General features: G+C 51.7%; 16 protein-coding genes, 1 tRNA gene and 1 pseudogene. 3 read left to right on the top strand and 15 right to left on the bottom strand.

Features of this window, described 5'->3' with window-relative positions; genetic code table 11:
* Window positions 1-98 precede the first annotated feature (98 nt).
* The 10 genes and pseudogenes from PGR6_RS14460 to PGR6_RS14500 form a co-directional block, all read right to left on the bottom strand.
* Entirely contained in the window at window positions 99-479 is a 381-nt protein-coding gene (locus PGR6_RS14460) for a hypothetical protein (protein WP_064621276.1), read from the bottom strand.
* A gap of 125 nt (window positions 480-604) precedes the next feature.
* The gene (locus tag PGR6_RS14465; protein WP_064617897.1) at window positions 605-2890 is read right to left on the bottom strand and encodes a hypothetical protein; all 2286 of its coding nucleotides are present in this window, start codon (window positions 2888-2890) and stop codon (window positions 605-607) included.
* Window positions 2883-4415, bottom strand: coding sequence for a site-specific integrase (locus PGR6_RS14470; RefSeq protein ID WP_064617899.1), 1533 nt, complete (start codon window positions 4413-4415; stop codon window positions 2883-2885). The genes PGR6_RS14465 and PGR6_RS14470 overlap by 8 nt, the downstream gene beginning before the upstream one ends.
* 88 nt (window positions 4416-4503) lie before the next feature.
* The gene (locus tag PGR6_RS29390; protein ID WP_177343088.1) at window positions 4504-5358 is read right to left on the bottom strand and encodes a hypothetical protein; all 855 of its coding nucleotides are present in this window, start codon (window positions 5356-5358) and stop codon (window positions 4504-4506) included.
* A 730-nt stretch (window positions 5359-6088) separates the two neighbouring features.
* On the bottom strand, window positions 6089-6946 hold the full coding sequence (locus PGR6_RS14480) for a TIGR02391 family protein (protein ID WP_064617902.1): 858 nt from the start codon (window positions 6944-6946) through the stop codon (window positions 6089-6091).
* A gap of 462 nt (window positions 6947-7408) precedes the next feature.
* Entirely contained in the window at window positions 7409-9694 is a 2286-nt protein-coding gene (locus PGR6_RS14485) for a hypothetical protein (protein WP_156523289.1), read from the bottom strand.
* Between the two features lie 55 nt (window positions 9695-9749).
* A tRNA-Lys gene (locus PGR6_RS14490) sits at window positions 9750-9824 on the bottom strand.
* Window positions 9825-10714: 890 nt separating this feature from the next.
* Entirely contained in the window at window positions 10715-10972 is a 258-nt protein-coding gene (locus PGR6_RS30520) for a DUF3224 domain-containing protein (RefSeq protein WP_335720486.1), read from the bottom strand.
* Entirely contained in the window at window positions 10950-11093 is a 144-nt protein-coding gene (locus PGR6_RS30525) for a DUF3224 domain-containing protein (RefSeq protein ID WP_250637209.1), read from the bottom strand. The genes PGR6_RS30520 and PGR6_RS30525 overlap by 23 nt, the downstream gene beginning before the upstream one ends.
* An 81-nt stretch (window positions 11094-11174) precedes the next feature.
* A pseudogene (locus tag PGR6_RS14500) lies at window positions 11175-11329 on the bottom strand (transposase domain-containing protein); the annotation flags it as partial.
* A 283-nt stretch (window positions 11330-11612) separates the two neighbouring features.
* Here PGR6_RS14500 and PGR6_RS14505 point away from each other — a divergent pair.
* On the top strand, window positions 11613-12890 hold the full coding sequence (locus tag PGR6_RS14505; protein ID WP_064617908.1) for a sugar MFS transporter: 1278 nt from the start codon (window positions 11613-11615) through the stop codon (window positions 12888-12890).
* Window positions 12891-13329: 439 nt separating this feature from the next.
* Here the strand turns inward: PGR6_RS14505 and PGR6_RS14510 are convergent, their stop codons facing one another.
* Window positions 13330-14865 carry a diguanylate cyclase gene (locus PGR6_RS14510; protein WP_064617911.1) on the bottom strand — a complete coding sequence of 512 codons (1536 nt, stop codon included), beginning with the start codon at window positions 14863-14865 and terminating at the stop codon, window positions 13330-13332.
* 369 nt (window positions 14866-15234) lie between these two features.
* Window positions 15235-15984, bottom strand: coding sequence for a hydroxypyruvate isomerase family protein (locus PGR6_RS14515; RefSeq protein WP_064617913.1), 750 nt, complete (start codon window positions 15982-15984; stop codon window positions 15235-15237).
* A gap of 178 nt (window positions 15985-16162) precedes the next feature.
* Here PGR6_RS14515 and PGR6_RS14520 point away from each other — a divergent pair, with 178 nt between their 5' ends.
* Entirely contained in the window at window positions 16163-17053 is an 891-nt protein-coding gene (locus PGR6_RS14520; RefSeq protein WP_064617916.1) for a LysR family transcriptional regulator, read from the top strand.
* Between the two features lie 505 nt (window positions 17054-17558).
* On the opposite strand, the gene PGR6_RS14530 is transcribed toward PGR6_RS14520, so the two are convergent.
* Window positions 17559-18263 carry a helix-turn-helix transcriptional regulator gene (locus PGR6_RS14530; RefSeq protein WP_064617917.1) on the bottom strand — a complete coding sequence of 235 codons (705 nt, stop codon included), beginning with the start codon at window positions 18261-18263 and terminating at the stop codon, window positions 17559-17561.
* Between the two features lie 269 nt (window positions 18264-18532).
* Here PGR6_RS14530 and PGR6_RS14535 point away from each other — a divergent pair, with 269 nt between their 5' ends.
* Entirely contained in the window at window positions 18533-19156 is a 624-nt protein-coding gene (locus PGR6_RS14535) for a glutathione S-transferase family protein (protein WP_064617920.1), read from the top strand.
* Between the two features lie 263 nt (window positions 19157-19419).
* Here PGR6_RS14535 and PGR6_RS14540 read toward each other — a convergent pair whose 3' ends face one another.
* Together PGR6_RS14540 and PGR6_RS14545 are read right to left on the bottom strand one after the other, a co-directional pair.
* The gene (locus PGR6_RS14540) at window positions 19420-20838 is read right to left on the bottom strand and encodes an aldehyde dehydrogenase family protein (RefSeq protein ID WP_064617922.1); all 1419 of its coding nucleotides are present in this window, start codon (window positions 20836-20838) and stop codon (window positions 19420-19422) included.
* Window positions 20839-20850: 12 nt separating this feature from the next.
* Window positions 20851-21891, bottom strand: coding sequence for a homoserine dehydrogenase (locus PGR6_RS14545; RefSeq protein WP_064617924.1), 1041 nt, complete (start codon window positions 21889-21891; stop codon window positions 20851-20853).
* Window positions 21892-21940 lie beyond the last annotated feature (49 nt).

The raw sequence follows: 21940 nt of genomic DNA on the forward strand, positions 1-21940 counted from the left end.
AAGGCAATATACCGCCTAGTTGAAGACACTGATTACAGATGGAGCGCTGTTCTCAATTAGTATTTTGACGCCGTGATCAGGGGAGGGGAGAGTGGCGTCTAGTCAGGCTTATGCTCGTTGAGGTTGGGCAGGACCATCAGCGTATGTTCATCGTAATGAGGAAAAAATCGCTGCCATGCACGTACACCACCCAACTCGCCCACAGCTAGGATAATAGCCTTGTGAGAGGCCGTAAGCAGAGCGACTTGCCGCTCTAAATCTTCTATACGTTCGTCTTTCATTGCAAGACTGGCTATTAGCCGTTTTTGAGAGTTCTTTTTCGCTCGTTCTACCCATTGGTTTCGGGTTGTTTGCAATTGTTGATAGTGAGCAATTAGGTCTCTTCGAAATGTGTCCCGCGTGAGAGTGGAAACGGCGCCTAGATTCTCCATTCTACGCACAATGGCATGGGCAGTTATTCTCTCATCGTTTTCCAGCATGGAGTCAAGAACGCTAAGTAGATTGTCATCAAGATTAACCGCATTTGCGGTGCGGCGTACAGGCTTGCTCGGTGCTGGCATATTGACTCCGCTAGGCACGTAACAGGGCTTTAGCGCAAAAGCGGCTAGCCTTCAAATAAGTCTACTTGATGGACCGGTACCGACAAATCCGGACCATCTGGAAAAGGGTTTTCACCTGGTCGACATGCCAATGCTTTATCAATATTTTCTAACGTTTTTTTGGCATGATCCAATTGATTTGCTCTTCCGATACTATCACTCAATCGAGCCTCTATTTTATTAACGGCTAAGGCGATTTTTTCACGAAGCCCAAATAGATTTTGCTGATGACTTTTCAGATCTGTAACGCAAAGATGACGGCACCCGCCGTAACACTCTAAATGCTTTGGACAAGGATTGGTCATGAAACTGTTAATGCAAAATCCATAAGGCGTAACGTGAAACCCATCAGCTTCTCCCGCCAGAAAGAGAAATGCCGCCTCATCGCCCATTGTCGCCTGAATCTCTCGAAACTCTTCAACAATGGGACCGGATACCTTGCCACTTAGGATCATCGCTAGCACTTGCGAACCACCTATTGGCATAATATCAAGTGCCGTGTGCGGCAGATCCATTGAAGCAAGTTCTTCTAATAAGCTGCGGTGATCGTACCGGTACGACTGCTCAACACTACGACGGCCGTAACGCTTAGTTATAATCGTGTCAGCTACGCCCATCCTAAAGAGTTCACTATTTTGAACGTGACGAAAAGAATGACTATTTATTGTAAGGCCTTGGTTTTCTTCATTGCGCCCATATCGCTGAAAAAAAGTGGTGTTTGAAGTTTGACTTTTGTAATAGTGGCTTCGTAAGTCGACCGTATCGAGGATTCCAACAAAGCAGTATTTGCGAATATCGCATAGCCCATCATTTCTCCCTTCTGATAGTGCGCGGATGGGCGCAAGAAATAACATATTATGTGGAGGTATCAAGCCCGCAGCGGTGCGCAACGGCTTTAGAGGTGAGAGCTTGGACGGCATTCTTAATCTCACCAGCTGCTCTAACTCCGATATCTTAAAGTACCCCTTTCTGAAATTTACCTTACAAGGCACCCCGGACACTGTGCGAAAAGGAGTGAGCGATTCATACCCTCTACGCAGCACGGCGAAATACTGCCGCACGACATTCTTCACTTTTCCTCCTTGTTTTTTTAATGACAACTGTCGACTCTCAATTTCGTCCAGTACGCCAATGTCATAATTTTTTCTGTACTGCGCAGTTAATCGAACTTCGTCGTCATCTTCAAATACAAATGGATTGCCAGTCAAATACGGATAGAGGTCTGCCGCGGCCACCAACTCGTCCGGCTGAAAGTCAGCCAAAATCCGATTGGTTTGATACTGTTTCTCAAGAGTGGCGCGGAGCGGCTGGGTGAGCAAGAGCACCCGACTCAGAAAATCAGTAATAATCTCCCTGAACATCTCGGGAATGTGCTGTATATCTGGATGTAAGAGCTTGCCATCTTTATCCGAAATACTTCTTTTTTCAACAAAATATCTAAGGGCAATCGATGACGACATACCGCCGAACTCGCCTGCGGGAATTCCCTTTTTACTCAGATGAGAAAACTCCTGACACCAATCGACTGGTATAAGTGGTGTTTCGCCCATTCGCAACCCACAGAGCACAAGAATTTTGGCTTGCGCAAACCTCAACTCATCATAAAATGTCTGTGGATCTTCGGTAAAAACAATTCGGATCAGTTCCCAGAATGCATTGTAATCTGGAAGGCGCTCAGTGCGTTTGCGCTCCGAAAGGTTTTGTCGAAAATTAGACGTATCCTCGCGACTGTTACGGCGTTTGACGCTAACTGCAGGCAACAAAGGAGTGCGATCAACCAGACAATGAAAGTCAAATATATGCTGTACCGAATTTCTAATTCCTCTGGCCAGTTGACCAGAAGGCTGTAACAGTGATGCGTATTTAAGTGCAGTCGCAATGTGATCAACACTCAATTCCCACGGCTCAGCTTTGCCACAACAAGATGCAATGATACGAATGGTTCGGACAATGTATTGGCTCGCATGCGCTGCGGATACACCTTTCACATAAATATAGTGAATTGCGCATGCTTTGATTAAGTCCTGCCACGAGTTCGTAAGCTTCGCCCTTGCGATTGCGGGTACTCCTTGTGCCCTCCGCTCCGCGTTGATCAACGCCAGACATTTTATGTCGGTCCCAAAGTCCGCAAGCCAATAAGGGACTCGGGGATTATCTGCCATATGGAATAAGGGCCATCCCTCACCTTTTTTTACGGTTCCATCAGGTGCAGTCGGAATGTCCCAGTTGACGTCTTTAGACATTGCAAGAATTTTGTTTGCTTCAATAAAATCCCTAAAATTATTATTCATTATCGACGGCACCGTTTAACTCATCAATAATATTTTCCACCCGTTCTAAAACATCTTGCAGCTGCGAATAAGCGGGGGAATAGTTCTCGCCTCTGGATGCATTGTAAAATTGCAGTACAACGGGTCGCAAACCCTCAAGAACCTCTTCATGAATTTTTGCGTTCGTGACAGCTAGGAAACGATCACAGCCATAACATGACAATACCGGATTTTTTGCACAAAGTCCCTGTCCAAGGGTGCACATGCCAATTCCCGCTATCGGTATTCCGTGTGGCATGCCTCCTATTTGGTGTACGGGTAGTGCGTTCGATAAGTCCTCAGTACTGATCGTTCGGTTTCTCGCAATACGCTCAATTTTGCTATATATCGGAGAAATAGCCAGTGCCCGATTCACTCGTTCGGCCTGCGTCGGTGATGATTCAAAATAAACCAGCCCGGTCATTGACCAGCTGTGCCCCATGTATTCAGCTAGTTCTTCCTGGGTGGCACCTGCGTCCACCATACGTTGCGCAGCACTATGCCTGAAATCGGTGCTACTACGTCCATCCAACCCAAGTTCTGCGGTGAGTCTTGTTAGCGATGAGCCGACGCCTGATGGCGTCAGGCCAAACAAGGAATCGGTTAGAGCGCCGGGTGATTGAGGGTACGCTTGGTCCGTGGTTCGCCGGCGATGCAACACTACAAATATATTCGCCCACTCGCGCTTTATTTTTCGTAACATCGGGATAGGTGGCGTGCCCTTGCGTTGTTTTCCTCGAAAAAATCGCAACTGCACACTGTGGGATTTTTCAAAATTAAATATATTTAAATGTTCGATTCTAAGTTTTGCAATCTGCTTGGGGCGCATTGCAAGCTGATAGCAAATACATAAAATACAGGCACTGATTAAAAGGGATATTTTGACATTTCCCAAGTCATGTTTTGAAAGGTCATTGATCGAGTCCAGAAAATCAATAATTTTCCGGTCTTCATACGAATCAAAAAATACGTCACCGCTCCGGACACTGGCATACCTATCCACGGGATGTTGACGAAGTGACGCAATTCGGGGTCTGGAATCGTTATTCAGAACGCCCACGGATTGACTACAACAAAATAACAGTAGCGACTTTAGCGCGCATAGTTGATGGTTATTACACGCCGTAACTATTTCGCGCCGCCACTTAGCATCGACATTCAGGGGCAGGGTTAGCGAGAGGTCTAGCGTCGTATATATAAGGCTATTATCGAGCTTCTGAAGTGCCTGGAAATACATTTTGATGGTTGCGCCTGCCAATTCAGAGGCGGAACGAGCAAGCCACAACTTCATCAGGTGTATCAATTCCCCGTCAAAGGAACTGAAATCAAACTCTAGGAACTCACCATTAACCTCAAAGGACCATGCGTTTTCCTCGGGATTTCTTATGGTTTTCCAGCAGTCTGCAAAATCATCCCAATAACGGATTACAGAGGGCAGGGGAGGCAGGGGAGCCAACGCCTCTAGCAGTTTTGCGTTACCAAGAAAGCCCGACTGACTCCGCTGCATGCGTTGCTCCTTCATCTGTCCCTTTTAGGAGCGCAGATGGCTGACATGGACGTCAAATGCATGATTCCAAACGGTGGCTAAGCGATCCTCAAAAAAAGCTCGTGCGTACCGCCGTGGCATATCCGAGGTGCGGGCCCAGCCAAAAAAGGCTCGCAGTCTCTGGATTGCCATCTCGAGGTCGTCGCCATTTTCTACAAATTGATGAAGCCTGACAGTCGCACACGTATGCCTCATATCGTGCGGTGTAATGCGGCTGGCCCCGCGATACTGCTGAAGTGATTGGGAGGCTGGCCAACGCTGGCGGCACAGGCAGCTGCCGGGCGGCATTGTTGTTTTTTAGGCTGGGCTGTTCTTGGCGCGGATCACGCTGATACGGATTGTCGCCGACGTTCAGCCAGTTCACAGTTTCTACGGTCGGGGTGAAGCGTTTTTCGCTTTTTAATGCATCCATAGGCAGCACCAGGGTTTCACCGCGGCGTAATCCAAGATGCAACATTAGTAGGCACAATACGTAATTACGCCAGCGTAACGTACTGTTTCTAAAGGGATTACGTACCGAGTACGGATCAATGATCTGGTAAAACTCATCCAGCACTGGGCTTGGCAACGCTCGGACAATTTCTGCCGGCGGCGCGGGCGCCATACCCAGCGAGTCAAACAGCTTCTCCAGACGCTCCAGGCGCATGCTCAGCAGCCAAAGCATGTCAGGATCGGCATGACTTTTCACCAGGCGCTGAACACAACTTTTGACGAAAACGTAGGCCACACGCCAGTTGGGATGGTAGTTGGCAGCAGTCTGGGCACCATGATTTCTGGCCGTGATGAAAAACGTCTCAAGACAGGCTTCAAGCTCATCGAATTTGAGCTCCGCAATCAAGCAATCAAGGCAGTCAGCCTGGTATAGCCGTCTGGCCGACTGGTATAGCTGTTCGATCACGGACAATTGGGTTCGTAGTGTGGACGGCGCCAAGCTCGCACCGTCCAGTGCAGACCAGACTGTCGACCAATAGCGCGGTCGTCCACGGTCATCGGTCAACAACCAACCAACGAGTCCGGAGGGCACGGAAATGTCTTTCAAATGTACAACAGGCATAAGCGCAACAGCTGAAGCTGCTCCTTATGGGAGGAAGCGTTGCAGTTGAGCCTAGGTAATTTCCTGTGTAACGCAACACACACGAACATGCTCGTCTTACGTGTAATGTATATTATGTTAAATGATGTGTCTTGGCGGAACTTCCTATGCTGTTGTCCATTGTCACTAATCCCCGGTCGCCACATCCCCAAAAATCAGAAGCTTGACTGCCCATTATCACCCCCTCCCATACGTTGCGCTTTCACGAAACCCCGTTTCGGTACCTCACGCTTCGAATACTGCTTAGCGTTAGCGCTTAGTACATCTGCTAAACGTAGATCACCATTCAATGATTTTAACGCGAGGGTTTGCCAATGACGCCGGCCGTTCATCCCATTCCCGATTTTCCCTCCGTACAGTCACGGGCGACCTGATCGCGAAACTAGGTTTCCAGGAAACGTCCAAACCCCTGCACGCCCGATAAAGGAGGAGCTCGGTATGGCCAGACACAACATGTGAGTCGGCCGGGTCATCCCCACGTACATCAGCATCCTGTGTCTGCAAAAAATTCTGACAGTTTTGCTCGCAAAAAAACGATGAATTAGATCAAACGCGGTACCGCAGTGGCTTCGAGGAGGTACAACTGGTTGACGAGCATGAACTCGCGAACCGCCTCACGACTGCTCATTACAACCTCTCGGTGAGCGCGTGGATTGCGATAAGCCATCGTCACGGACTTGAACAAATTGGATTTACCCGCCTGCTCCCCTGCGTCCTGGTCATCCCAATGCAGCAACGATCGATTCCCTTCGAATGCGTGCGTGAAAAGCTGGTTGCTGCTCTTATCGTAGACCCCGATCCGGGTTCGAACGATATCTTCCAATCTTCGGAAAGCAGTCGTGATGGCGAAGTCCGGATTGTCGAGAAATCCAATCGATAGATCGATTAGTCGTTCGTCGAGCAGACCCAGATTCAATACAGCTGGAAACTCTTCAAGCAGGTGGAGGACATCAGCTCTGGCGCGATAGGACGGGCGCTCAATGTATTCATAATATCGGGAAGGTCGGACGGGCCTGGATTGAGTCAGGTTTTTCAGATCAGATGAGAGGAGGCAACCAGCTTCGCAACGACGATGAAATTCCTCATCAACATCGTATTCCTCAATATCCACCTTAAACAGCTGAAGCAACTCAATGGCAGTAGAAAGTCCTGTCGGGCCAGTTCCTGAATATCCCGATCTGAATCCAGGCTTGATCAATATTTGCAGATAGGGAGAGACGGTCAGCAGGATACTGTGCTCGCCTATTTTTCCGTCGAACCACGACAAAATCCAAGCCGCTTGTACATGTTCGCCCGCCCCCAGAACGCTTTTTAGTGCGTCAACGCATCGCTGGGTAACTCCGGGCGTACCATGATATTCGATACCCGCGAGTTTGTTCATGTCGATCTTTTTGCCCATCACCGCCCTCCGTCCGATTTTTTGTGCCGCTTCTTTTTTAAAATGTCGATGGAGTAATTCAATCCGCCAAACTCAACTGCTCAAAGGACAGCTCGCGCAAGCCGCTAGAGCCAAGAAGGTCGGAAAGCCTGGAGAAACTTGCCCAAATATGCCGCACTTGAAGTCGCCGGCCTTTTTCCATGAACATAGACCTATGAACATTCTCCAACGGCATTAACCATAAGACTACAGCAGCGTGCGGTTCCGAATGACTTATGAACATATGACATCGCCCATAAGTTCAATGATGTGTCTGTGAGGAACTTTATATGCTTGAGGTCAAACTCCACCACTTTCCGATTTTGCAGACGTCCAGGCTCTTCTCGTTGAAAGTTTTGCCCCGTCTGTACAAGAACTCCAGCTGGATATGCAAACATCACTTTTTGAGGCGCTCAAGCACGCTTCACCGATACAGCGGAACGTTTAATTGATGTTCGTTTGTGGCGGTAACAACCAATGTCGTTCGGTGGTCCATCCGAGAAAAACCTGAGCCCCCTCACTTTTCTGGCGGTTCAGGGTCAACGTGAGCCCGGAAGCTGCCACACGCAACCCCATAATTGCCGGTAGAAATCTCTCCCGGAATGCAATGGGTTGAGCCGCGAAATGAGCTTCGATGCTATCGATTGCGCAACGCCTCTCGGCGTCATCCTGCAAGGATAAATAAAACACCATCTGGCGCCAGGCATAAGCGGTATTTTTGAGCATCACCAAGCTTGAGTGATAGAGCTTGATTTTCATCTGCTGCCGCATGCATATCCATTGGAAGCACTCCTGAGCAAGTGAACCCAAGCGATGATGTAGCAGCGCTTTCAAACCGAGATCACCAAATAGAAGCGAAAGGTTTTGCGTCGTCAAAATCTGTTGTTGCTCGATGATCCTTCCGTTGGTTGCTGAATGCCATGCCCCCAAGGGTGCATTAGCCCGCTCCGCGCACAGGTTCGCCAATGCATCACTGGTATCCAAGTCACGCTGGAAATAGTTTCTGCTCTTTGATTTCGGCTTATCGGGAAGGATCGCCAGTTGGTTCGTGTCGATGTCGTAATAATGAGCGTAAAGGGTGCCATCTATCAACGAGGCCGCTCGCCTGGCTGCTTCCACGAATTTATTCGAAAAGGTTCCCATGAAAATGTCCGCCGCGACCTCCTCCACAAAAGGAAGATCCAGCTTCGCCGTGACAGCAAGCGAACCAAACTCCTGAAGTAGCTTGTTCGGAAGGATTGCCTGAGGGAAAGCAGCGAGGGTTGTTGCCGAGGATTCGATCAAGGCTTGTCTGGCTCCCTCAACGGCGACAGTGTGTGCCTCTCGTTCACCTTCAACGGCCGCCACCCAAGGCAACTCACTGATTTTGATTTGGCTCTGTAGGTTGAGCAGCAGCAATGAACGGCGTCGCTGAAAAGCACGATACGTTGCGATAGACAATGTGCGCAGTGTCGCATCGCGAAATCCAGCACTGCAGATTTCGGCCGTCATCGCTGGCAGTACTCGCGCCACGGTATCCCCAGATGTGATCAATCCCTTGTCAATCAACTGACTGATGGTTCCCTTTCGACAGCGCTCGAGGCGTCGGCGAACTGCGGGAGGAATGGCGACACCTGTTTTCAGCGAATATGCCTTCGCCTCCTCACTGGTAATTGGTTCCAACAGGGACGAAAAATCAGAGATGCCTTCCGAGCTCGTATAGCTGGTCAGACGCTGAGAAACCGCCTTGGCGATCAGATAATGCTCGGGCGCGGCCACCTGACGGCGCTGTATGGCTCGGCTCTGTAGATGATCTTCGGATTCGGGATGACCATGTTTGCACACGAAATCATTGACGATCCGCCGAATACGTCCGACTTGACGCCCTGTCAGCGAGGTTGGGTCACGGGAGCAGAGCCTTAGCAACGCGTACAACTCCCCTACCCGCCCCCTGAAAGGTTCAACGTTGAGGATGTCATTGCTACCGGTGGCATCGAACTGACTACTTAGCGCATTCGCCTGCTCAAGCCAGCCTTCAGGATATTGCCGACAAGGCCAATCATCCTGGTACGTTAAGAGGAAGAGCGAGATAGCTGCATCGAAGAGAGGCAACCGAGTCATGACCACATGTTTTTGCACCGCCAGACGCTGCTGCGCAGGGAGTTTTGAAAGCAGCTTTTTGATATCGCCGACATCGAAGATCTGCACTTCCACCGCCGCGAGCGGTAGCCCGTCAGAAGCCATTGGAAAGAAACGCAGTTGCTCAAAAAAAGGTGCGATCGACTCAATCAGTCTGCGTGCTTCCTCCGTGCGCTGCTGTCCCAACAGCCAAGCCACGTACAGTAGTGCTGCCTCTTCTGGTACATCGATCCGATAGTCGCTGTTCACCAGTTGCTTTTGCAGTGCTTCGATCCCCTCATCCGTAAGGTGCCAGGTGTTGAGATCAAGTCGTTCAAAACCAGGGCGGATGCCTGGGATTGAGGCGGCCAGCCGCCGCTCGTACACGGTCAGTGCACCACCGGCCAGATACTGTCCAGTGGCAAAACCACCCGTGGCTACCTCCAGCGTGACCCATTCAGGCACATCCACGAGTGGTATACGTGAGCCATACAGCGCGGTGCCTTGCACCATGTGTTCGACCACCTGCTGCCAGCGCTCAATCCGTTCGCGCGTTTTCTCAGTGTCTAGACCCGATGCGGTCAATGCTCGAGATAATTGAAAGACCGCATAACCGGCGTTTATGCCGGCCATTGCATCCGTTTCCCTATCGTGCCTGGACATTTGTCCTTCTGACCCTGCGATGTAGTGGGTCCGGGGGCTGGATTCGAACCAGCGCCCACCCGGTTAAGAGCCGAGTGTTCTACCGCTGAACTACCCCGGAACAGAGCGCGCATTGTCTACTCGCAACGAACGAATGTGAAGATTGAAAACGTTGCCGCTCGTGACACATATAGAGATTACTCCCGTTCGAAAATATTGGTGTAACTTCCTCCCCCCCCGCTGCAATGCCAGAGGCAACTGGATTTGCGCAGATAACCACTGTTTGCACCGCTGCGGTCTAAACAGTCGGTCATGAACAAGTTTTGGAGAGCATGCGCTTTGTTTTTCTAATCTAAACCTTTATTTTAAAAGGACTTATTGGAGCCATGAACATCTGACATCGCCCATAAGTTAAATAATGTGTCGGGACGGAACTTCTCCCCATGTTGGACGGCTGAACCGCAGGATATTCACTGCCTTGTCCCTGCTTGATCGACTCCGTGCCCCTTGGATCATTTTTTTTATAATGGACGCTCTTTACTCAGAAGCTACAAACCTCAACCTCCATTCAATTAATCGTACTTTCGTGTTCCGTGGCCAGCCAGTTTTCACAACACAGCCAATTAATCCGGCTTGGCGCCCGTGCTATCGACGCGCCCCGGAGACCCCAATCGTCAGCACAGTGATGCGCAAGGTGCACGGTATTACCTTCCATTTTCTCAATTATTTGTGGCGTGCCGGGGTTCGGGGGCAACCGGCGCCGGTCATGGCTAGGCCTCCGGAACCCCCACCAAATAAGAGTCTGGATCATGAGTTCATTCTGATTTTGAAGGGCTACGTTGAATCTCAAGGGTTGCCGACCAAAAAGGCGCTCCCTGATGTCTGCACGCTCACAGAAAGTCGAAGGTGGAAAGGCATGACTATCAGCGGTATCCAGGCCTTAATCCGACGGCATCGGGCTGCATCAGCTCTCGCGCGAGACGGCCAAGCTCGCATGCGTAGATCTTGTTGCTACCATCCATAAATCTCTGTTTGCCGTTCGCGTACATGCTGGGGCGACCTTCGAAGTTGAAGCCCCCTACCCGCTCTCCCAGGAATTTGAATGGCAGGGTGCGTTCCATCGATGTCAATTGTGATCCCTCCTGACCCTGATATCCCTTTCAAACCATCCGTACCACTGCCTCCAACTATGCAGAAAAACTCATCTGCACGATCAATTCCGGTAGTGGAGGCGGAGTGAATGAAGTTAAAGGAACCCTCTACCCCAATTCACCGTCCCCTTGAAGCTCTCCATCGCGATGTAGCAGCCCCTTCTTGATGCTTGGTCGAACGCCGCAGTAAAGGCTGTTGAAGAAATACCATCGATAGCTCCTGTATAGGACTTTTCCATGGAGCTGATCGACACTGGTAAGCCTGTTGTAATTTCGGGCGTGGGATGCTGTGGCAGCAGTTGATCGATCTCACTCGCTCGCTACGTCGGCAGGCGCGTCAGCACATCTTTGAGATACGCATAAGGATCATGCCCATTCATGCGGGTTGACTGAATCAAGCTCATGATCGCAGCTGCCCGCTTACCGCTGCGTAGCGACCCGGCGAACACCAGTTCGAGCGTCCAAGTGCCCACGGCCCTGCTGCAGCCCAAATGAGCGAATTTATCCTTTAGCTCGGCATCCCCCAAGAGATCCTGCGGCTTGCCAAACGAAAAGTCAGGCACTAAGGTAGCGCCCTCTAACGACTGGCCCTGGACTTTGGGTGAGCGGTAGCGGCTACAGACAAAAAATCAGATGGCAGCGCACCCTCCTTTGGCGAGTACTTCACCGCACAAAGATAGCGCTGTCCCACTGTCAAGGTGCCCGAGGCTCTATAGAGCTTTCCTTGAAAGTAACAATCACAAGAAAGGAAGCCCGTGATGACGAATGCTAGTGCTAGCGCGACTGTCACCAACAGTTTGGCAACACCCCACGCCCAACGGATGAGCACCTACGTGTTCGCGCTGTTTTTCATCCTCGGCAGCATCACCAGCCTTAACGATGTCCTGGTGCCAAAACTCAAGCACCTCTTCAGCCTCAGCTATACCGAGGCCATGCTTGTGCAGTCGTCATTCTTTTTTGCCTATTTCATTTTCGCCATACCCGCAGGCCTGCTCATTTCGCGAATCGGCTACATGAGAGCGGCCGTCCTCGGGTTGCTGCTGATGGCTGGTGGATGCCTGCTCTTCATTCCTGCCACCCAGTCCGCATTGTTTCCAGCCTTCCTCGGCGCCCTCTTTGTGCTTGCGATTGGCGTGACAACCGTTCAGGTCGTTGCGAACCCGCTGCTTTCACTACTCGGAACCGCCGCAATGGCCCCTAGCCGCCTCACCCTCGGCCATGCGTTCAATTCGCTGGGAACCACGGTCGCTCCCTATCTGGGTGCCATACTGATCCTGGGCTCCCTCAATGCAGTAGATACCTCCGCATTGTCGCCAGCAGAACTGACGTCCTTCCTGGCGCAGGAAGCCAGCGTGATCAGCAACACCTATGCAAGCATTACGCTCTTCATCTGCATGGTCGCCTTGATCGTCTGGCTGAAAAGAAATGAGCTGCAACCCTCAACAAGACCTGAACGTCTCAATCCACTCGCTGCGCTCGACCTTCTAAAGCAGCCGCGCTTTGCACTCGGCACCGTTTGCATATTTCTCTATGTCGGCGCCGAAGTCACGATTGGCAGCCTCATCACCGACTACCTCATGCTGCCGACAACCCTGGCCCTTCCCGCCGAAGCCGCAGGCAAGCATGTTGCCTTCTATTGGGGTGGCGCCCTGGTTGGCCGCTTTATCGGCTCGGCGCTGATGCGCACTTTCGCGCCCGGGAAACTGCTGGCCTTTGCCGCCACGGCAGTCATTGTGCTGTTGACGATCTCTGCCACCACACAAGGCGTTGTTGCCGGATGGTCGCTGCTGGCCGTCGGGCTGTTCAACTCCATCATGTTTCCGACGATCTTTACCCTTGCGACCGCAGGGCTCGGTCATCGCGCGGCGGAAGGTTCGGGCCTGTTCTGTTGCGCCATTGTTGGCGGGGCATTTATTCCGCCATTGACAGGGTATGCGGCCGACCTCTCGACGCTCGCGATGGCATTGAGCGTGCCAGCGACCTGTTATGCCGGCATCGCAATCTACGGTTGGTATGCCCGCGCTCCGAAGCACTAGCATTCCCTGGCGCGGCTAGCCCATTGGTAGAAGCTAACAATCAGATTCAACCGCTTGTTCGCCGTGCCAGGATCGAGCCCCAGCTCGCCTTGAAGTGGTCTAATGAAACTTAACGTCGTGTCCGGGATTAATTGACCACTACACTCAGTCTGATAATGGGCGCTGATGACCGAAGCTAAAAGTGGAGCACGGGTTTGGTAATTCGATGACGACCGAATCTTTATGTAATCCGCACGATCTGCCGAGGTCTGAGGCGTTCCAAAACGACTACCTGTTGAAGTTTCTGAGCGCAGAGTCCGAATCACGGTGACTTAACCGAACGCTTACGATTACCAGGGGACGTGTGCTGGACAATGGGATGATGACCTGAAGGCGGAGCGCGGCTCCGAAGCTGTCGAGTTTTGGCTTTTTGCGCAGTGACACCCGGGTAGCCGATCTGCTACATATCGGCAAGTTGGACTTGATCTCTACCATTTGATTTTGCACTGTACATCGCGGTATCGGCACGCCGAATGAAGGCGTCAAACGATTCTGATGGAATCCATGTTGCAACGCCGAAGCTACAAGTCGCCTGTCCAATATCATCAAATGGTAGGGTGTTTATTAGAGCTCGAAGCTTTTCTGCCAGCAGCCTTGTATCGTTCAGTTCGCTATCCGGGCAGATCAATGCAAACTCTTCTCCGCCTGTTCTGCACAGCAGATCGGTTTTGCGTGTTGCCGAACGTATTCGTGTGCACAACGACTTCAGAACGTTATCACCACACTGATGGCCCCAGCGGTCGTTGATGTGTTTGAAGTGATCGACGTCAAACATGATCAGCGACAGAGGTCGGTATTGCACGTTAGCCTCGATGAGCAAGTGCTCCATCAACTCTTCGAAGTATCGGCGGTTATAGACTCCGGTCAGGTGATCGGTAATGTTCAACAAACGCAAGTCTTGCGTGCGCTCATCAACCAGCAAGAGGGCGCGGGCGCGCTGCGTAATCAGCAAGTACACCATCAAGGTCAGCAGCAGCGACAACCCTGCTCCGAACACGACAATTAGGCTGATGGACAGTGCGTAGCTGTTGGCGACCAGAAATGTTGAGCTGGGTCGAAACTGGATCAAGTAATTTTGGTCGGCTACTTTCAGCAGCCGCTGCGTGTACAGCGCTGAAGGGGCCGCGGGGGCCAAGCTCTGATAAATGCTTTCCCCTTGATGCTGCGTGTCGATCAATAAAAGCTTCACGTTCAGTCGTTGCAGACTTGGTAATGGAATGCCTTGTTCCATCAAAGAAGCCAAGCGTACGCTGGAGACAACGAACCCCTGCAAATTATCATCGTTCAATGGAACCTCAGGGGGCTTCTGGAATACAGGTGCGACAAAGAAAACCCCCGATTGCCCATTGGTCATTTTCAACGGTTCCGACACAACTATTTGACGTGTTTGTCGTGCCTTGCTCATCAAGGCTTGGCGACCCGGGCGAGCTAGAATATCCATGCCGGGTATGATCTTTACGTCATCGCGCTTCAATAAGTAGAGCAATATCCAGTGTTCCGGCCGGCTGGTGAGGGGGACTCTTTCACCGGTGACGGGATTAATTTCATGATAAGAAAAATCACTGGTACCGTTGAGGAGCGCCTTAGCGCGAAACGTTTGTAGATCCTTCTCGAGAATCCTTGGCACCCAGCTATAGGCTTCGTCCTCTCCAACTAGAGGCGTAACAAATCCCAGAAACTCCTTTTCAGTGACATCGTCGGCGTTGATAAAGAAACGCCTCACAACGTCTAGTTTCAAGACCTGAGTATTAAAGCGTCGTTGCAGGCGACTGAATCTTTCGTCGACCTCCAGTTGAAAAGCAACGCTAACGGTACGCTGCTCTGCCCCTGCGAACAGAATCAGCACCAAGAACGTGACTGCCACCCCAGCTAGGCACACCAGACCGCAAAGGGTCACGTCTGATGCTTTGAGCGCGTTCTGACGAATAGACATCATTTTGTGTTCCTTGCTCATCGCCAAAAATAGCGTGCAGTGACCTGAAGTACTTTTGGAGTATCGGCACACTTGTCGTTATCTTTATAAATCAGACGTTAGAGCAAGGGGCTTATATTAAGGGCTCCAACCAGTTAACGGTTCAAATCTAGAGCTGTCGTGGCAAATGGGGCTGCGAACAGTTATAGACACGTTCGCCGACCCTCCGCAGGCTTCGGCCGATGTGCATGCGTCAGCCAGTCTGGCAGCGCTCAGGCGAACCCAAGCTTGTGAATGGCAAAGTCGCGCAACCCGCTTTTCTGGAGCTTACTCGATCGGCTGATTTTGGCCGGTTGCTACCCTTCGTGACGGGAAGCAACCAGCCATCAAGCGCTAAGTATTTTGCGACTTGAGCCAGCCTAAGCTTGCAACAGTAGTGCTGGAAGGACGGTATTCACATCCGATCCATCCTGTGTATCCACGATGTTCCAGAGTCGCGAACAATTCAGCAAAATTTAAGATGCCTGTCCCCGGCTCGTGGCGACCTGGGCAGTCCGCAATCTGTACGTGGACGGTTCGGTCATAAAACTGATCCAGAACATTTGCGGCGTCGCCGGTCAAAAGCTGTGCATGGTAAAGATCGAGAATCAGTCCAATACTCGGGAAGGCTTCCAGCACCCGTAGCGCTTTGCTGAAATCCGACATGTAGTACCCCGGGATTTCCTTTGGGCTTATCACTTCAATCAGGGGCCGCAACCCCCGATCTTCAAAATATTTGACTGCATATTCCAAGTTGCTCATGAAACTGGGCGCAGCTGAAACTTGTGCAGTAATCCCAGACATGACGTGCACATTTGAGCAGCCCAACACCTTTGCATACCTGGCGGCCAAGGCTAAACCTGCACGAAACTCTTCTTCCTTGCCTTGCAACGCAGCAATGCCCTTGGTGACTCCGGCCGGTGCAGCGAACTGGATCAGAGGTAGAGAATATTGAGTCAAATGTGCGGCCAATTGACTGGCTTCAAATTCATAAGGCGAAGGAAACTCCACCGCCTTGAATCCAGCAGCCGCTGCAGCTTCGATACGCTGGAGAAAAGGCAAATCGTTGAATTGGAAGCCGAGATGAGCATTGAACTTGAGCATTCAGTAAAAATCCGTTTTGAAAGAGGCAAGTCATCTGCCTGGACGCGAGCCTCGAGAAGGCGACAACACAGTTATCGCAGGCATATTAAAGAGACTCCTCCATCACGAAAAATATTATGTTGTGATTTTTTCCATCACTAATTGTTATGCTTTGGGTTTCGATCCGAGAATGACTGGTATGAATCTCAAAGCGTTGATGTGCTGCGTAGAAGTTGCGCGGCAAGGTAGCTTCACCAAAGCCGCGCAGAGCCTGCACATCGCCCAACCAGCATTGAGCATGGCCATTACTCGATTGGAAGAGGAGTTGGGCGTTACGCTTTTCAACCGCGCGGCACGACAAATCAACGTGACGGCTGAAGGAAAAAGCTTTATTGCCCGTGTCGAAGTCGCTTTGCTCGAACTAGACATGGCACGTCAAGAGCTGCGGGATCTGTCGCATTTACACAGTGGTGAGATTCGTCTCGGCGTGCCTCCCATGTTCGGGATCAACTACATTCCGCAGGTACTCAACGCCTTTGGCAAGAGATATCCAGGTATCGTGATGACGGTGATTGAAGGCAGTGCGGATGACATCAGCCAGCGCCTGGAAAGCCGTGACATTGATGTCGCCCTGCTGGAGTCTCGTCGAGTAGAGAGCGGATGGGACTCCGTTTTGTTAGGCACCGACGAGATGGTGATGTGCATGAACGACAGCCACCCACTTTCGCGCGAGGCTTTTATCGAGGCCTGGCGTCTGCAAGATGAGAAAATGGTGCTTTTTGACCAGACATTCCTGCAACGCCATATGTTCGACACCTTCTGCGAAGCCTCCGGAGCCCGCTATCGAATAGCATTGCAGACCAATTTCGTCTCACTGGTCATCAAGGCAACACTGGATGGAATGGGCGCCTCTACATTGCTGCGTTCCATTCAGCAATGTGTACCCGGCTTGCTGGGCATTCCCTTCAAACCGGCACAGATCATGAGTTTCAGTCTATGCTGGCGAGCTAACGAATATTTGTCTATCGCAAACAAGCGGTTTGTTGAGTTTGCTCAAACAACCGGTTTCTTCGGTAAAGACCCCGACTAACAGTCAATGGAGTTGAAACGCGCCAAGCCACCGATCTCGGCTGCGAGTCCGATGTAACTGCCCGTCCTGGTCGTCTGGTCGAACGCCGCAGTAAAAACTGTTGAGGAAACACCGTCGATAGCACCCGAGTAGCATTTCTCCATGGTGCTGATAGACACTGGTAAGGAGGTAGTAATCTCGGGGGTTGGGCTCAGGCCTATTGGTTTAAAATTCTTAGCAGTAAAAGTGGCTAACGCTTCCATTCACATCCGTCTCTATCCAAATGAGTGAGGTTCTGTTTCTACTCCCCCAGCACAGCACAGAGCCAAAAACGCTTTTCGGAGCTAAGCCTATTTCCATCTATGTGGCAGCAACTCCGAGGTGTCTTCACCGGACTCTTACTTCCGCGCATAGAGAAATGCAGGACGGAAGCCCTTGGCCTGGAACGCTTCCAACTGGCTAGGGGGCACACCGATCAGGATACACTCCTCGACCAGGGGGCTCAGAAAACGCAATATAAAGCACGCTAAGACAAATGCTGCGGCGGCCGCTGATGAATGTCCACCTCGCGCCATTCTTTAAGTAAGACTTGCCTCCGACGAGGGTAGCGCTCGGGCTTTACTCTCAAAGCAGATATGCGATCAGTCCTAAAGTGACGGAACTCTTGCCGTAGTTCGCACCACCCGGCAAGCATTCGAGCATGATCAAAATAGCCCAGCGCAACGGGCCAAATCGTTCTCTCTGAACTAGCTCCCTTCAGATCTAGATACTTGATTATTACCTTATGCTCGACTCGAATGGCCCTTCGAATCTGCGACAGATCGATGGCCTCTAATTCTGTTTGATCCCCTTTGCCAACCACCAATGAATTGGTATCAAGTGCGGTCCGCAGGTCTTGGGGTAAAACAGAAGCTATTTTTGACAATGCTCCTTTTGCGGCACTACTCAGTTGAAGGTCAGCACGCTCGGACACCCAGCGAGAACCCAAGACAAGGGCCTCTATTTCCTCCTCGGTAAACATCAATGGCGGGAGCATAAAGCCGGGGCGTAAAACGTAACCAAGTCCTGGCTCGCCTTCAATGTTGGCACCTTGCCCCTGAAGCGTTGCGATATCTCTGTAAAGCGTACGAACGCTTATCCCCAGTTCTTTGGCCAAATGATTGCCAGTCACTGGAAAACGATGGCTTCGCAGGGTCTTAATCAGATCAAATAATCTTTCGGTGCGAGACATAAGTGGCTTTGTTGGTGGTGTGATCTCAACGAGATGCTGCCATCATTTGGCAGCAAGTCAAAGAACTGATTGCCATCAACCTCTGGGGAAGACTACTGAAGGCCATTTGGATCATGCTAATAGCGATGTTCAACGGAAACGACCTGATAGGAAGAGCTTTCCTGGCAGGCTGATGAGAGCAGACGCAACGCACGCATCACTACTGACACTTTCTGTCAGTATGCAGGAAGACAATGGCAGTGTTGATCACTAAACAAGGAGCTAAAACCATGCGTCTTCACTACCATCCCGCATCAACTTGCAGCCGCCGAGTGCTGATGGCCGCACATTACCTCGAAATCAAAGTCGATCTCGTGCTGGTGAATCTGTTCAATGGGGAGCAGAACTCTCCTGAATTTCTGAAACTTAACCCGAATCATCGGGTTCCGGTTCTCGAACATGATGGATTTGTTCTTTGGGAATCTTACGCCATCATGCAGTACTTGGCGAATATGACCCCTAGCCAAACTATTTATCCCATCGAACCCCGCGGCCGTGCTGACGTTAACCGCTGGCTTTTTTGGTGTGGGCAGTATTTCATGCCGGGCGTCGGCATTCTTAACTGGGAGAACTCGATCAAGTCTTTGGCTGGAATTGGTTCGCCCGACCCCAGTGAGGTCGCTCGCGGAGAGCGGCTTGTGACTGAAGCTGCGAAAATTCTTGATGCGCACCTTAGTAATCGAGAATGGATTTGCGACACCGGTCTTTCACTCGCCGATTTTGCTATAGCCGCGCCACTAGCTGACCAGCACAGCGCCAAATTCCCCGTAACTGATCTGCCCAATCTCCAGCGGTGGTTCATGCAAATCCAGGCGCTTGAGTCTTGGAAGAAGACGGAAGCAGGTGCTCTGTAAGCTAAAGGCGTCCGGTTGGAGCAATGCCTAACTAGGCGTCAGGCATTGCCGTCAGGATGTAGTCCCATTGAGCCTTTATTGACAATTGACGCACTCAATAAAGGCTCAATGATTCTTTCTTGAAACATTGGTGAGGGAGACGCACATGTTTCGACGACCTCACTGTTCGGCCAGGTGTTTCTCAAGGTTGCCTGAACTCTGCGACTCTGGACATCGTTAACCTCGTGAATGACTGTCTGCAAAGACGAATTTACTTCGTAGGTTTAATCCAACTCACTGATGCAGACCACTTTAGGCTGCGTCATGTCCTCATAGGCAAACCGGACACCTTCTCGCCCCAGACTTCCGTACTTGAATCCACCGAAAGGCATGGCATCAAAACGATAATCGGAAGAGTCATTGATCATCACGCCACCGGCTTGAATTTGCCGCGCCAATTTCAAGGCCTTGGAAAGATCACGTGTGAAGAGTCCCGCATGCAAGCTGTACTCCGGAGCGTTGGCCAGAGCAACAGCATCATCCAACTGGTCAAAAGGCTCCAGGATGACAACCGGCGCGAAGACTTCCTGCTGCCAGATACGACTGTTATGGCTTACACGCTCCAGTACGGTCGGCGCATAGCTTCCCACTTCGCGATGGTGCCCACACAGAAGAACGGCCCCCTCGGCCAGTGCTTCATTCACCAATTGTTCGGTACGACGGGCCGCCTGTTCTGTAATCATCGGGCCTACATCCGTTGCTCGCTGGTCAGGATCACCCACTACCAAGGCACGCGTTTGGCTGACAAAACGCTCACGGAAGTCCTCATAAATTGAACTATGTACAAGGATGCGTTGAGTGCCGATGCAATTCTGCCCTGCTGCCCAAAAGGCGCCAGACACGCAGGACTCAACAGTCGGTTCGATATCGCAATCTTCAAGCACGAGAACCGGGGCATTTCCTCCCAGATCCATCGCTAGCTTCTTCAACCCTGCACTACGAGCGATGGCCTCACCTGTGGCAAAACCGCCCGTAAAGGAAATCATCCGAACTTCACGAACCTCCACCAATGCTTTACCCAGATCGACGCCACCGGTCGCCGGGGTTACCACAGACGGAGGCAGACCCGCTTCCACCAGGCACTCAACCAGCTTGAGAGCAGACAACGGTGCGAGCTCTGAGGGCTTCAGGATCACAGCATTACCACCGGCGATGGCCGGGCCAAGTTTATGGGCGACCAGGTTCAGCGGATCGTTGTAGGGGGTGATCGCGACGATAAGCCCCAACGGTTCCCGAGTGAACCAGCCTTGGCGCGATTCGGAGCCTTCATATGCCTCAAATGGAATCACTTCCCCGGCGTTACGACGAGCCTCTTCCGCCGAAAGCTTCAGCGTATTCACACAACGCTTCACTTCCTTCTCTGCTTGTCGCAGCGTCTTCCCCGCCTCTGCAACAATGAGTTTGGCAAACGCTTCAGCCTCAAGCTCTACACGCCGGGCCGCCTCCTCAAGGATGCGTGCACGCAGGTGACGAGGCATTGCCGCACTCTCACGCACGCCAATTCGCGCGCGTTCCAGCAAGCCAGGAACTGCGGCGGCATCGAGGCAAGGGACACTGCCCACCAAGCGACCATCGAATGGACTGAACACATCAATCTGTTTGGCTTCAACAAGCTGGATACTGGCCATGCTGGATACGCTCATGACTATCTCCTGTTATTTGCCGTGGGCGGAGTGGATGGCGACGATGTCAGACAGCAATGCGAAGGCTGTTTCGATGCGCCCTGCCCCAGGCCCGGACACCGTGACAGCTCCCAGGAGTTCGGTCTTGAATGACACTGCATTCGTAGCGCCGTTGATTCCGGCAAGAGGATGTGAGTTCGACAGTAAGCGAGCCTCGACACTCGCTCGAACCGAGCCATCCGCTTCACGATCGGCTGAGCCAATCAGTTTCCAGCTCGCGCCATTGGCACTTGCCTGGGCAATATCTTGTGCGCTGATATTGCTGATACCCGAGCACGCTACATCGCTGACATTCAGTCGTGCGTTGAGCAGTTCGTTGGCCAGGATCACCACCTTGAGGCGTACGTCAAACCCTTCCACATCGGCGGTTGGATCTGCCTCGGCGTAGCCGAGTTGTTGCGCTTGTACGACGGCATCGTTGAACGCCAGGCCGTCTTTCATCCGGGTGAGCACGTAGTTGGAAGTGCCGTTCAGGATGCCTTCGAAGCCTTGCACATTGGCACCCGCCAGAGCCTGCCTGGCCAGACGAATCACGGGGGTGCCACTCATCACCGCCCCCTCGTATTCGAAGGCGACCTGGTTGCGCCGGGCCAACGCCTTGAGCTCGGCACCGTGCAGCGCAATAGGCCCCTTATTGGTGGTCACTACATGAATGCCGCTTTCCAAGGCCCAGCGGCAAAAGGTAGTGGCAGGCTCGCCATCCACCGGATTGGTAAAAGTGGCTTCAGCGATGATGTCTGCACCGGAATGCTTGATCACGGTTTCGTTGAAGGCCTCAGCATTGCCGCCGCGCAGTTGAGCGAATGCGCCCTTCTCAACCGGCAGCGCCACCAACTGCTTTGCATCCAGACCGTCTTTGGCAACGATTGAGCCGAGGAACAGATCGGTGACACCGACAATTTTAATGGTGAAGCCGAGGGCCTCTTTCCACTCGGCATTACAATCGGCGACCAATTGGGCGAAGCCACGGTTCACGCCACCAAATCCTACCAAGGCAATTTTGTACTCAGTCATAAGCGTTGTTCCTATATTGATGTTGTTCGTTAGGAACATCCTAAGAGCC

It is taken from the genome of Pseudomonas sp. GR 6-02 (assembly GCF_001655615.1).
In the GTDB taxonomy this organism is placed as follows: domain Bacteria; phylum Pseudomonadota; class Gammaproteobacteria; order Pseudomonadales; family Pseudomonadaceae; genus Aquipseudomonas.

Excerpts from the sequence above, each read along its gene's own strand:
- PGR6_RS14505 (WP_064617908.1), top strand. The coding sequence starts at position 11,613 with ATGACGAATGCTAGTGCTAGCGCGACTGTCACCAACAGTTTGGCAACA.
- PGR6_RS14470 (WP_064617899.1), bottom strand. The coding sequence starts at position 4,415 with ATGCAGCGGAGTCAGTCGGGCTTTCTTGGTAACGCAAAACTGCTAGAG.
- PGR6_RS14545 (WP_064617924.1), bottom strand. The coding sequence starts at position 21,891 with ATGACTGAGTACAAAATTGCCTTGGTAGGATTTGGTGGCGTGAACCGT.
- PGR6_RS14540 (WP_064617922.1), bottom strand. The coding sequence starts at position 20,838 with ATGAGCGTATCCAGCATGGCCAGTATCCAGCTTGTTGAAGCCAAACAG.
- PGR6_RS14485 (WP_156523289.1), bottom strand. The coding sequence starts at position 9,694 with ATGGCCGGCATAAACGCCGGTTATGCGGTCTTTCAATTATCTCGAGCA.
- PGR6_RS30525 (WP_250637209.1), bottom strand. The coding sequence starts at position 11,093 with ATGGAAAAGTCCTATACAGGAGCTATCGATGGTATTTCTTCAACAGCC.
- PGR6_RS14480 (WP_064617902.1), bottom strand. The coding sequence starts at position 6,946 with ATGGGCAAAAAGATCGACATGAACAAACTCGCGGGTATCGAATATCAT.
- PGR6_RS14510 (WP_064617911.1), bottom strand. The coding sequence starts at position 14,865 with ATGATGTCTATTCGTCAGAACGCGCTCAAAGCATCAGACGTGACCCTT.
- PGR6_RS14460 (WP_064621276.1), bottom strand. The coding sequence starts at position 479 with ATGCTGGAAAACGATGAGAGAATAACTGCCCATGCCATTGTGCGTAGA.
- PGR6_RS14535 (WP_064617920.1), top strand. The coding sequence starts at position 18,533 with ATGCGTCTTCACTACCATCCCGCATCAACTTGCAGCCGCCGAGTGCTG.
- PGR6_RS14465 (WP_064617897.1), bottom strand. The coding sequence starts at position 2,890 with ATGAATAATAATTTTAGGGATTTTATTGAAGCAAACAAAATTCTTGCA.
- PGR6_RS14515 (WP_064617913.1), bottom strand. The coding sequence starts at position 15,984 with ATGCTCAAGTTCAATGCTCATCTCGGCTTCCAATTCAACGATTTGCCT.
- PGR6_RS14530 (WP_064617917.1), bottom strand. The coding sequence starts at position 18,263 with ATGTCTCGCACCGAAAGATTATTTGATCTGATTAAGACCCTGCGAAGC.
- PGR6_RS14520 (WP_064617916.1), top strand. The coding sequence starts at position 16,163 with ATGAATCTCAAAGCGTTGATGTGCTGCGTAGAAGTTGCGCGGCAAGGT.